Consider the following 11,999-nt stretch of genomic DNA (forward strand, 5'->3'; position numbering starts at 1 on the left):
GTGTGAGTGAGACTGACTTTATGACTGATACAACCCCTGGCCGTCGCCATGAGACTCCGACCCTGGACCGTGTTCGTTACCCGTCTGATTTACGGAACATGTCATCGGAGCAACTGCGCGCGGTTGCGGATGAGCTTCGTGCGGAGACGGTAGACGCTGTCTCGGTCACGGGCGGGCATCTTGGCGCGGCGCTTGGCGTGATTGAGCTGACGGTGGCGATCCATGCGGTGTTCGACACGCCGTCTGACCGTCTGATCTGGGATGTTGGTCATCAGGCTTATCCTCACAAGATCCTGACAGGTCGCCGGGATCGTATTCGCACGCTGCGGATGGGTGGGGGTCTGTCCGGCTTTACGAAGCGTTCGGAGAGCGAATACGACCCGTTCGGCGCGGGCCACAGCTCGACCTCGATCTCGGCTGGACTTGGCATGGCGGTGGCGCGCGATCTGCGGCGTGCGGCGGGCGAGGTCGGGGCGGGACCGGAGCATGTGATCGCTGTGATCGGCGACGGGGCGATGAGCGCGGGGATGGTGTATGAGGCGATGAACAACGCCGGCAGCCTGAAGTCGCGTCTGGTGGTGATCCTGAACGACAATGACATGTCGATTGCGCCTCCTGTGGGGGCGATGTCGGCATATCTGTCGCGTCTGCTGTCATCGCGGAGCTTCCTGAACCTGCGTGATCTGGCTGGGAAGATGGCGCGCCATTTCCCGCGGGGGATCGAGCGGACGGCGCGCCGTGCGGAGGAATATGCCCGCGGCATCCTGACGGGCGGCACGCTGTTCGAGGAGCTGGGCTTCTATTACGTAGGCCCGATTGACGGTCATAATCTGGATCATCTTCTGCCGGTTCTGCGCAATGTGCGGGATGCGGAGGAGACGGGTCCGATCCTGGTGCATGCGATCACGCGGAAGGGGCATGGCTATGCCCCTGCGGAGGCGTCTGCGGACAAATATCACGCGGTGAGCCGGTTCAATGTTGTGACGGGCGAGCAGATCAAGCCTGCGCCTGTTCCGGGCGCGAAGCCTGCGCCGCCGACCTACACGAAAGTCTTTGCAGAGGCGCTGATTGCGGCGGCGGAGGATAATCCCCGGGTGGTTGCGATCAATGCGGCGATGCCGTCGGGCACGGGTCTGGATGCGTTTGAGAAGCGCTTCCCGGATCGTTGCTTTGATGTCGGGATCGCGGAGCAGCATGCGGTGACGTTTGCGGCTGGTCTGGCGGTGGAGGGGATGGTTCCGTTCTGCGCGCTGTATTCGACCTTCCTGCAACGCGGTTATGACCAGCTGGTGCATGACGTTGCGATCCAGAACCTTCCGGTTCGCTTTGCGATTGACCGTGCGGGTCTGGTGGGTGCCGATGGCGCGACGCATGCTGGCAGCTTCGACATGGCGTATCTGGGCTGTCTGCCCGGGATGATGATCATGTCTCCGTCTGATGAGGCGGAGCTCGTGCATGCTGTGGCGACGGTTGCGGCGTATGATGCGGGGCCGAGTGCGGTGCGTTATCCGCGTGGTGAAGGCGTGGGTGTTGCGCTGCCGCGTGATGGGAAAGGTCGCCTGCGCGGGGATATCCTGCCGATCGGTCAGGGCCGCATCGTGCGGGATGGCCGGAGCGGGATCGCGATCCTGAGCATAGGCACTCGGTTGCAGGATGCCCTGCTGGCAGCGGATGATCTTGCCACGCATGGCCTGACGGTGACGGTGGCGGATGGCCGCTTTGTGAAGCCGCTGGACACGGCGCTGGTGGAGCGTCTGGCGCGGGAGAACGACGTTCTCGTGGTCGTTGAGGAAGGCTCGATAGGCGGCTATGCCAGCCACGTGATGCAGCATCTGGCGCAGTCCGGCCTGCTGGATGGGCGCGATGGCCATGCCCTGAAAATCCGCTCCATGATCCTGCCGGATCGCTATATCGACCATGATACACAGCCAAACCAGATCAGACAGGCCGGACTTGACCATCAGGCAATTCGCGATACCGTCCTGAAACTGGCTGATGTCAATGTAACGGCGCCGCAGCCCGCCTGATGGCCAAGAAGCGTGCTGATCAGCTTCTGGTGGAGCGCGGTCTGACGGAAAGCCGCTCCAGGGCGCAGGCCGTGATCATGGCCGGGCTGGTTTTCTCGCAGGAGCGCCGGATCGCCAAGGCTGGTGACCTGCTGCCGGAAGAGGCACCGCTGGAACTGCGTGGTCAGGATCATCCCTGGGTCTCGCGCGGGGGGCTGAAGCTGGCCCATGGTCTTGAGCATTTCGGCCTGTCACCGCAGGGGCGCATTTGCCTCGATGTCGGGGCTTCTACAGGTGGCTTTACGGATGTACTGCTGAGCCATGGCGCGCTCAAAGTTCATGCGGTTGATGTCGGCCATGGTCAGTTGGCCTGGAAATTACGGGCTGATGACCGTGTTGTGGTACGCGAAAAAACCAATGCCCGTCACCTGACCCCGGAGAGTCTCGGCGGTGACCGGATCGAGGTGGTGGTGTGTGATGCCAGTTTCATCGGCCTGCGCACTGTCCTGCCAGCCTCGCTGGAGATGGTCGTTCCCGGCGGATGGGCTGTTGCTCTGATCAAGCCCCAGTTTGAAGCCGGAAGAGACGCGATCGGTGCCAAGGGAGTGGTGCGCGACCCTGCTGTGCATGAGGCGGTCTGTAGCATGATTCAGGAGTGGTGGCAGGGCTTGCCTGGCTGGCGCGTGCTTGGAATCGAGCCCAGTCCGATCACCGGCCCTGAAGGCAATCGCGAATTTCTGATTGCGGCGGTAAAGGAATAAAAAAAGCCGGGATGCAGCGGCATCCCGGCTTTTTGGGTTCCAGTCCGGATGTCAGCTTTGCCGGCGTGCCGGAGAACCGGCCCAGACTGTGCCGGCCGGGATGGATTCTCCCTTCATGACCAGAGAAAGCGGCCCGATCCGGGCATCATCATTCACCGTGCTGCCATACAGCGCGATGGACATGGTGCCGAGCGAGGTGCGTGCGCCCAGCCGGACCAGACCGATTTTCATGACCCGGTCCTCGAACAGATGGGTCTGCGGCCCGCAATTTGTGTCCAGTGCGGCATCGTCACCGATTTCCACCATATCGAATTCGGTCAGGTCGGTGGTGTCGGCGCAGATACGGTGTCCTACTTTCGCACCCAGCAGTTTCCACGACCATGGCAGGAAAGGCGTGCCGCGGAATGGGTCGAGCAGGAACGGCACGGTCAGCCCTTCATAGGTGGCAGTAACCGCCTCGCTGAGCCACACGAACGGCGTCCACATCGGTACTTCCGCCGATTTATAGCGCCCGATCAGCACCCATTTCATCAGGGCGACACTCAGCAGGGACGGAACACCCATCACCGCGAAGTAGATAAACGGCACCGCCGCGTAGGAGGCCAGCAATCCGTAATGGTCATAGGTCCAGTCGAAACAGCTCATCGCATGACCCAGCATGGCGATGAACAGCGCAGGTGGCAGCAGCACCCGAATACCTTCGATCAGCAGCCTCATACCGATGCGGATTGGCCCAGGACGGAAGGTCAGAGTCTCGGCATGGCAGGTAAAGCTCTGGCGTGTAGGAAGGATGAAGGAGGGGCTGCCGAGGCAGGTCTGACCGTCCTTGAGCGGTGCCTTGTCGGTTGCGGGCGGCACTGACAGACAGCCGACCAGACACTCATCGGGGATGGAGGTGCCATCCGGCAGCAGGGCGGAGTTACCGACGAAGCTACGGCGGCCGATGATGGTCTTGCGCAGGTATAGCCTGCCATGGCGGATATCGGCATCCCCCAGCATCACGCCATCGGCGATGAAAGCTTCCGGCCCGATGTCCAGCAAATCATGCGTGACGGAGGTTGCGGTAGAAATCTCGGTATATTCGCCGATTTTGGCACCCAGCGCCCGCATCCAGGGGACGACATAAAGCGTGGCGTAAATGGCATGGACAGCCCCCAGCGCCAGCTCCATCAGATGATCGACGAACCATTTCCGCAGGAAGAAAGCTGAGCGCACATCATATACGCCTGCCTTGACCCGCCCGAGCAGCAGCCAGCGGAGGATCACGATTTCGGCCAGCATGAAGCTGATATACATGACCGACAGCAGCGGGATCAGGGCATAAAGCGGCACCGCGCCGATACTCCAGCGACCATCATGGAGCTGATCATAGATCACCATGCCGGGCAGCAGTGGCACGAAGGCGATAACCGGGAATACAGCCATCACCAGTGACAGGGCGGTATCAAACACCACGCGGCGCAATGGGGTGACTTGTTCCGGCTGTGTTTCCGGTGCGGCTTTCGCAGTGAAGCTGGCGGGGGAGCCGGTCCAGATCTCACCGGCCGGGATTGTGCGGTCTGCGGACAGGGCAGACAAATTGCCCAATTCGGCCCGGTCTTCCATCACCGCATCGCGTTCGACCACGGCGCGGGAACCGACATAACAATCCGCGCCGATCCTTATATGGCCGATATGAAGCATACCGCCTTCGATCGACACGTTGTTGAGGAACACCTCGTTGCCGATGCTGGTATCGGCGCCGATTTCGATCAGATCGGCAGCTCCGAATCCGACCGAACCGAGATGGGCATCCTTGCCGACTTTCATCCCGAGCAGACGGCAATAAATACTGTAGGCAGGCGTGTCGGCCATGAAAGCCGCCGGCACGACCTGAAGCATCCGCGATACGAACCACCAGCGGAAATAATAACTGCCCCATAGCGGATAGCTGCCGGGTTTATAGCGCCCGATCACCAGCCATTTCGCGGCAATGGCGATGGCGGTAATGACCAGCGGCGTCAGCACGAAGGTGAATAATGTGCCGAGAATGGCCTGACGCAGCGTCCACTCGAATTCCATCAGGGCGGAGAAGACCAGGTACGGCACAATGTCCCGAATGGCCTGAAGGCCGAAAATCGGGATCAGGGCTACAGACTGGGCTGCGCCGCACAGGCGGTGACGCCATGGCGGCACGGTCTGGAAAGGTGGCAGGGCGGCGGTTGTGTCCCCGCTTGCCGTGTCGGCAAATTTGGCTGCCAGCCGGTCCAGTGTGCGGCACTCGTACAGATCCTGAATGGACACAGAGCGGAACCGCTCATCCTGTCGCAGCCGTGAGACCAGCCCTGCCGCTGAAAGTGAATGGCCGCCGAGATCCTGAAAGAAATCGTCGGTGGTGCTGACCTGAATATGCGGAAACACGGCTTGCGCCGCCTCCACCAGTGCTGCCTCAGCCGGGGTGCGCGGCGCTACGATATCGCGTTTTTCCGGCGCAATGGTTTCAATGACGGCGGGAAGCGCCTTGCGGTTGATCTTACCGCTGGGCAGGCGGGGAATCTCGTCCAGCGCCAGAAACACGGTTGGCAGCATATAGGCGGGTAATCTGGCCGCGAGCGCGGCGCGGATCGTTCCGGCATCGGGTGTTGTACCCTCGGCATAGGAAATGAACGCGACCAGATGTTGTGTGCCGGCGCTATCCTCACGCAGCACGACCGCGGCCGCCCGCACCGCATCCAGCTTGCCGAGTTCGGCCTCTATTTCCCCGGTTTCAATGCGGTAGCCACGGAATTTGATCTGGTCGTCAATGCGGCCATGAAAGACGATGCGACCTTCCGTATCAAAGCTGGCCTTGTCGCCGGTGCGATACAGGACAGGGTCAGGAATGTCCGATGCATCCGCAGCCGCGAGAGGATTGCGGATGAACTTTTCAGCAGTCAGCTCAGGGCGGCCGATATAGCCGAGGGACACACCGGGGCCACCGATCAGTAACTCCCCGCTCTCACCGGCAGGAACAGGGGCCAGCGTCGTTTCGTCCAGAATATAAGCGGTATAGCCGGGGAGCGGATAGCCGATGGTGATCGGATCGCCCGGCTCCAGCTCTGCCGCCGTGGCGGTGACGGTGGTTTCAGTCGGACCGTAGGTGTTCAGCAGGCGACGCCCCGGCTTCCACCAGCGATCCACCAGTACGGCGGGACAGGCCTCCCCACCCATATTGATCAGACGCAGGGAGGGAACATCACGGTCCAGCATGGCCAGCAGAGTCGGCACGCAATGCAGGACGGTGACGTTTTCCTCGGTCAGCACGTCCGGCAGTGCATCGGAGGCGCGGACGAGTTCCGGCGGTGCGACGACCAGTGTCGCCCCGGCGAGGTAGGAGATAAACACCTCTTCCAGCGACATATCGAAAGCAGGGGAGAAACCCTGGTAGACGATATCATCCTCGCGGATGCCCAGAACCGCATTTTCGGACTGCAGCAGATGGCGAATATTGCTCTGGCAGACGGCGATGCCTTTCGGCTTGCCGGTCGAGCCCGATGTGTAGATGGCATAAGCCGGATCACCTGGAGAAGGCCGCTGAAACGCATCGGCACCCGGCGCGATGGCAGGTGCGGTTTCATCCAGCGTATCGGTCGTCATCACGGGAACACTCAGCCCATCGGCCAGTGTCAGATGGGCGGCATCGACCAGCACGGCGGCGGCCTGGCAGTCCTCGACGCTGATATCCACGCGTTCACGCGGCGCTTCGGGGTCAAAGGGCAGATAGGCCGCACCGGTTTTCAGAACCGCGAGAACGGCGGCATGCAGGGCAATGGAGCGTGTAATCCAGATGCCGACGAAACGACCCGGCCCGATGCCACGTGCCGCCAGAACGGCCGCCCAGCGGCTGCTGAGCGCGTCCAGCTCTGCATAGCTGATGGTCTGCCCGCGAAAGCGGATGGCGGTTTTTTCAGGTAAACGAGCGGCGGTAAAACGGAAAACATCTGCCAGAGAGCCGTCATCCGGTGTGATCGGAGCAGGAATATCACGCATCTCGTTCAAACCGACTCTCCATTGCACGGAGCAGGCAGCGGACTCTGTCATTCCACCGCGCAAATTCCGCATGTTCAATAATATGCCTGCCTGGCGTCATGGCTGGTGGCTGGCTGGGTATGTTAAATGGTAAGGGATAACCTGTCGCAGCAAGCAAGCTCATTTCACGGTATCTGATGACAGGAAGCAATGTTGTTCTGACGTAATAATATTAAATCCGCATTAAGACTGCTGTCGCTTATCAGGATATTGCTTGCCCCTGCCGTGCCAGGTCAAGGTAGGGTCAGGTCACCGCAGGCCGTTCTGTGCCCGATCACGCAGCAGGTGGTCAGCCAGCACACAGGCGACCATGGCTTCACCAACCGGCACGGCGCGGATGCCGACACAGGGATCGTGGCGGCCTTTGGTGATGATCTCGACCGGCTGTCCATCCCGTCCGACCGAACGGCGGGGGATCAGGATAGAGCTGGTCGGTTTAACCGCGAACCGCACTATGACCGGCTGTCCGCTGGAAATGCCGCCGAGAATGCCACCTGCATGGTTGGAGCCGAAAATATGGGTTCCTCCGGCTTCATTGGGGGCAGCAAGGATTTCATCGGCGTTTTCTTCACCCGTCAGGGTGGCTGCGTCGAATCCATCTCCAATCTCCACGCCCTTGACGGCATTGATGCTCATCAGGGCTGCGGCCAGATCGCTGTCCAGCTTCCCGTAAAGCGGCGCGCCGAGGCCGGCCGGCACCCCTTCGGCAATGACTTCCACCACGGCTCCGACCGAGGAGCCGCGTTTGCGGATCTCATCCAGATAGGCCGTCCATTGCTCAGCAGCGACCGGATCAGGGCAGAAAAACGGATTGGCCTCAATCTGTGACCAGTCCCAACGTGATCGGTCGATCCCGTGCGGCCCTATCCTGACCAGAGCCGCCCGGATGGTGATTGCCGCGCCCAGGATTTTACGGGCGACTTCTCCGGCGGCGACCCGGCAGGCGGTTTCACGGGCCGAACTGCGACCACCACCGCGATAGTCCCGGATGCCGTATTTCAGATCATAGGTCAGATCGGCATGGCCGGGCCGGTAACGCTGGGCGATGTCTCCGTAATCCTTTGATCGCTGATCAGTGTTCTGGATTTCCAGCGCGATCGGGGTACCGGTTGTCACACCCTCAAACGTGCCGGAAAGGATGCGCACCTGATCGGCTTCCCGGCGCTGGGTCGTGAAGCGTGACTGGCCGGGGCGGCGGCGATCCAGCGCTGGCTGGATATCGGCTTCGGTCAGCGGAATGCCGGGGGGGCAGCCATCCACGACACAGCCAATCGCCGGGCCATGGCTTTCACCCCAGGTGGTGACGCGGAACAGATGGCCGAAGCTGTTATGGGACATGGGGCAACCGTGAGGCTTTCAGTCTGAAACCACTGCAATGTCGGGGGCGAGGGGATTTTTCATGCCAACAATATTATAGCCGCAATCGACATGGTGATTTTCCCCGGTTACGCCGCTGCTGAGATCAGACACCAGATACAGGCCGGCGCTACCGACCTCAGCCAGAGTGACATTGCGGGCCATGGGCGCGTTCAACTCGTTCCAGCGCAGGATATAGCGAAAATCGCCGATTCCACTCGCGGCCAGTGTTTTGATCGGGCCGGCGGACAGGCTGTTCACCCGGATGCCATTCCCACCCAGATCGGCAGCCATATAACGCACGCTGGCTTCCAATGCGGCCTTGGCCACGCCCATCACGTTATAATGCGGCATCCAGCGTTCCGCCCCCAGATAGCTGAGTGTCAGCATGGAGCCACCATCGCTCATCAACTCTGCTGCACGGCGACAGACAGCGGTGAAGCTGTAGCATGAAATGTCCAGTGCCTGCAGAAACGCATCGCGCGGAATATCCAGATAGCGGCCGCGGAGGAAATTCTTGTCGGCCCAGCCAATGGCATGGACCAGAAAGTCAATTCTGCCACCGAAATGATCGGACACCTGTGTGAAGGCCTGATCCATCGAGGCATCATCACCGACATCACACGGAACAATCAGGGAGCTGCCAACACTTTCCGCGAGCGGAATGACCCGCTTGGCCAGAGCATCCCCCTGATAGGTGAAGGCAAGCTGCGCGCCCTGTGCCGCACAGGCCTGCGCGATGGCCCATGCGATGGAGCGGTCATTGGCGACACCCATGATCAGGCCACGCTTTCCCTGCATCAGAGTTCCGGTCTGGGGTCCGCTCTGTGTCATGGTGCGAGGTTCCTCATCATGGGACGGTCAGTCCTGGCAAAGAGAGCCATGGGTGTTGAAAACGGGCAGGCATTGATACTGTCAGGCATAGTGGTCCCGGGCGGCGGACTTGACGAAACAGCAGGGCAGGGCAGAAGCACAGTATTGCTACGGTCCGGCGCCTGATGGGTGGTGGCACAGGGCTGGCGCTTTCGGCAAGGGATCGGCGGGGAAGGAAGATCGCATGAGCATGGATAGTGACGCAAAATCCCCATTTCAGGCACCGGAACTGGCGTTTGCAGACCCGTTTGCAGCCTTTGCCCTGTGGATGGAAGAGGCCAGAGCAGCGGAGCCGAATGACCCGAATGCCATGACGGTGGCGACGTCTACACCTTCCGGCGCTCCCTCGGCCCGGATCGTGCTGCTGCGTAATGTCGATGGGCCGCAGCATCCGGAACGGGGATTCGTGTTTTTTACCAACACGGAAAGCCGGAAAGGGCTGGAGATCGGGGCTAATCCGCAGGTTGCCCTGTTGTTTCACTGGAAATCTCTGGGGCGGCAGATCCGTATTGAGGGTAAGGCCGTGCCAGTTGCAGTGGAGGAAGCGGATTCCTATTTCCATACGCGTCCCCGCATCTCCCGTCTGGGAGCACGCGCATCGGATCAGTCCCGCCCCCTTCCTGACCGGAGGACATTGCAGAAGCGCGTGGAGGAGGAGGAAGCGCGTTATCCGGGAGATGATATTCCTCGTCCGGCCTACTGGTCGGGATATCGCGTGATTCCGACAGCGATAGAATTCTGGCAGCAGATGCCGTTCCGGTTGCATGACCGGCTGGTTTTCAGGCGTCAGGGTAAAAGCTGGGGACAGGAGAGACTGTATCCCTAAGCGCTTCTTTAATCGTCCAGGTTAATATAAATTGCTTTAATGATACTCCTGATCATGATAATCGGGAGATATTCGCGCATTTTTTGAAGAATGTGTTTTTAATACTAATAATATTAATTAAATTTACGTTTGAAGGGACTTTTTGATGATCACTGGCACCTTGTATGATGGAGAAGGTATCCGGCTTGAAGGGAATGGTCCGGATCTGTCACCCGCTTGGGTTGATGATATGCCGTTCAAGATACTGCTGCAGAATTCTGATGAGCAGAACCCTGAAATGCTGAAGGAAGACCGTTACTGGTATTTGGCAAAAGAGGGGAATGCCCCTGTCGTGGTTCCCAAGCACTATGTTGAAATGTTGGCCGGGCATCTGAAATCCGGAAAAAAGCTTGCCGTGATCTCCGACGATCCAGAATCAGCGTCCGGTATCTGCAATATGATTCTGCTGATTTGCCGCAGCCCTGGAGGTACTGCCTGAGCCTGGGGCAGGTGGGAAGGATGGCAAGATGATCGGCCATGTCGATTCAGTAACCCGAAGGAAGGTCAAGGGCTGGGCTTTTAATCCGGATGATCCCCATGTGCCACCAAAATTACGGTGCCTTTGCAATGGAGAGTTCATTTCCATTATTGTTGCCAACAGTTATCGCCCTGATCTTGAGCAGGCCGGTATCGGGAACGGCTATCATGGGTTTGAGCTGGAGTGGGACATTGCCCTTGATCCGGTCAAAAGGCATGTTATCAGCCTGGTTGATGAAGCCAGCGGACAGGAGCTTAAAAACTCGCCCCATATGCTGGAGGCTGAAAACTGTTTTGACGAGGAATTCAAAAACGGTCTGTCCGGTCTTCTTCGCAGTATTGAAAGTAGGGAGGGGCAGGAACAGGCTGCCGGTTTCCTGCTGGATCAGGCAGAGCAGCTTGCACAGCGTATGGTTGAAACAGAATCCCTTTGTCGGGAAGATGATTTTCTGGATCGCTTACCGGCTGAGAAAATTCATCCTTTCACCGGATGCCGTGTGCTTGTTCTGGATGAAGTAGTTCCGGCAAAAAATCGTGATGCCGGCTCCAACGCGATCGTATCGCATATTGAATCTCTCCAGCGTCTGGGGATGGAAGTCAGTTTTGCAGCGGTGCAGTACGATGCTGCGCCTGATCTCCTGACGGGTATAGGGGTTCATTTTTATGCACCGCCGCTTTTTCGCAGTATTGAAGACGTACTGCGCAGGAATGTCGGGCAGTTCGATGCGGTTTATATCCATCGCACTTCAATGGCGATACGGTATATCCCCTTGATACGGTACTGGAATCCACATGCCGTCATTGTCTATCTGGTAGCTGATCTTCACGCTGTGCGCATGATGCGGCAGGCCGAGATGACACAGGATGAACTGTTGTGGCAGGATGCTTTCCGTACACAGAAAGCTGAGTTGGCAGCAGCATGGCAGGTTGACACTGTTATCACGCATTCTTCTTACGAACGCGATGTTCTTCGGACTCATGTGCCTGCCGCCAATGTTCATGTCATTCCATGGGCGGTTGATGCAGACCCGGTATCCGCCACATTTTACCAGCGCCATGGCATTGCTTTCATTGGCAACTACAAGCATGCGCCCAATCGTGATGCCGCAGAGTATCTTATCAATGAGGTGATGCCGCAGATATGGGCGATCGATCCGACAATCGATTGTCGGATATATGGTACGGGCCTTCCCAAACATCTGGTTGGCGTGCGCCATGGACGGGTTCACTTTATCGGACCTGTCCCTGACCTTCGCGATGTTTTTCTGACGGCGCGGTTGACAGTCGCGCCCTTGCGCTATGGGGCTGGCCTTAAAGGGAAGGTTCTCGACAGTTTTGCCGCTGGCGTTCCCTGTGTCTGCACCCCGATTGCTGCAGAAGGCATGGACCTGCCATTATCCATGAATGCCTTGTTAGGCGGGGATACGCAAAGCCTCGTCACAGTGATACTCAATCTGCACAATGATCCGGAACTATACAATAAAATTTCAGAGCGTTGCCTTTCTTATATCCAGAAAAACTGTTCGCGTGAGCGAATCGACGCTTTAATAAAAGCAGCTTTTGTATCTGCTGGTTTGCAAGAGAATGAGTTGTAATTGGATTGCTGACAAAATA

At 58.9% G+C, this 11,999-nt stretch carries 8 protein-coding genes; 5 read left to right on the forward strand and 3 right to left on the reverse strand.

Translation table 11 applies throughout. The annotated features are described in order from the left end of the window. Window positions 1-20 precede the first annotated feature (20 nt). On the forward strand, window positions 21-2,027 hold the full coding sequence (gene dxs / locus GbCGDNIH8_RS01105) for a 1-deoxy-D-xylulose-5-phosphate synthase (protein WP_072571780.1): 2,007 nt from the start codon (window positions 21-23) through the stop codon (window positions 2,025-2,027). Next, on the forward strand, window positions 2,027-2,767 hold the full coding sequence (locus GbCGDNIH8_RS01110; RefSeq protein ID WP_072571781.1) for a TlyA family RNA methyltransferase: 741 nt from the start codon (window positions 2,027-2,029) through the stop codon (window positions 2,765-2,767). Before dxs ends, GbCGDNIH8_RS01110 begins: the two co-directional genes overlap by 1 nt. Window positions 2,768-2,818: 51 nt before the next feature. On the opposite strand, the gene GbCGDNIH8_RS01115 is transcribed toward GbCGDNIH8_RS01110, so the two are convergent. The 3 genes from GbCGDNIH8_RS01115 to fabI all read right to left on the reverse strand — a co-directional run bounded on the left by GbCGDNIH8_RS01115 (window position 2,819) and on the right by fabI (window position 9,004). Continuing rightward, window positions 2,819-6,826 (reverse strand): Pls/PosA family non-ribosomal peptide synthetase, encoded by a 4,008-nt coding sequence (locus tag GbCGDNIH8_RS01115; RefSeq protein WP_172822870.1) that lies wholly within the window; start codon window positions 6,824-6,826, stop codon window positions 2,819-2,821. A 237-nt stretch (window positions 6,827-7,063) separates the two neighbouring features. Further along, window positions 7,064-8,152, reverse strand: coding sequence for a chorismate synthase (aroC, locus tag GbCGDNIH8_RS01120; protein WP_072571782.1), 1,089 nt, complete (start codon window positions 8,150-8,152; stop codon window positions 7,064-7,066). A gap of 18 nt (window positions 8,153-8,170) precedes the next feature. Continuing rightward, window positions 8,171-9,004, reverse strand: a complete 834-nt coding sequence (gene fabI / locus GbCGDNIH8_RS01125) for an enoyl-ACP reductase FabI (protein ID WP_072571783.1) — start codon at window positions 9,002-9,004, stop codon at window positions 8,171-8,173. A 223-nt stretch (window positions 9,005-9,227) separates the two neighbouring features. Between fabI and pdxH the strand changes: the two genes are divergently transcribed. From pdxH to GbCGDNIH8_RS01140, 3 genes are all read left to right on the forward strand, one after another. Further along, window positions 9,228-9,869 (forward strand): pyridoxamine 5'-phosphate oxidase, encoded by a 642-nt coding sequence (gene pdxH, locus GbCGDNIH8_RS01130; protein WP_072571784.1) that lies wholly within the window; start codon window positions 9,228-9,230, stop codon window positions 9,867-9,869. Window positions 9,870-10,014: 145 nt separating this feature from the next. Further along, the gene (locus GbCGDNIH8_RS01135; protein ID WP_072571785.1) at window positions 10,015-10,347 is read left to right on the forward strand and encodes a hypothetical protein; all 333 of its coding nucleotides are present in this window, start codon (window positions 10,015-10,017) and stop codon (window positions 10,345-10,347) included. 28 nt (window positions 10,348-10,375) lie between these two features. Beyond that, window positions 10,376-11,980 (forward strand): glycosyltransferase, encoded by a 1,605-nt coding sequence (locus GbCGDNIH8_RS01140; RefSeq protein ID WP_072571786.1) that lies wholly within the window; start codon window positions 10,376-10,378, stop codon window positions 11,978-11,980. Window positions 11,981-11,999: the final 19 nt, after the last annotated feature.

It is taken from the genome of Granulibacter bethesdensis (assembly GCF_001889545.1).
GTDB classification, from domain to species: domain Bacteria; phylum Pseudomonadota; class Alphaproteobacteria; order Acetobacterales; family Acetobacteraceae; genus Granulibacter; species Granulibacter bethesdensis_B.

Coding starts and splice junctions, on each gene's coding strand:
- dxs (WP_072571780.1), top strand. CDS start 21: ATGACTGATACAACCCCTGGCCGTCGCCATGAGACTCCGACCCTGGAC.
- GbCGDNIH8_RS01110 (WP_072571781.1), top strand. CDS start 2,027: ATGGCCAAGAAGCGTGCTGATCAGCTTCTGGTGGAGCGCGGTCTGACG.
- GbCGDNIH8_RS01115 (WP_172822870.1), bottom strand. CDS start 6,826: ATGACAGAGTCCGCTGCCTGCTCCGTGCAATGGAGAGTCGGTTTGAAC.
- aroC (WP_072571782.1), bottom strand. CDS start 8,152: ATGTCCCATAACAGCTTCGGCCATCTGTTCCGCGTCACCACCTGGGGT.
- fabI (WP_072571783.1), bottom strand. CDS start 9,004: ATGACACAGAGCGGACCCCAGACCGGAACTCTGATGCAGGGAAAGCGT.
- pdxH (WP_072571784.1), top strand. CDS start 9,228: ATGAGCATGGATAGTGACGCAAAATCCCCATTTCAGGCACCGGAACTG.
- GbCGDNIH8_RS01135 (WP_072571785.1), top strand. CDS start 10,015: ATGATCACTGGCACCTTGTATGATGGAGAAGGTATCCGGCTTGAAGGG.
- GbCGDNIH8_RS01140 (WP_072571786.1), top strand. CDS start 10,376: ATGATCGGCCATGTCGATTCAGTAACCCGAAGGAAGGTCAAGGGCTGG.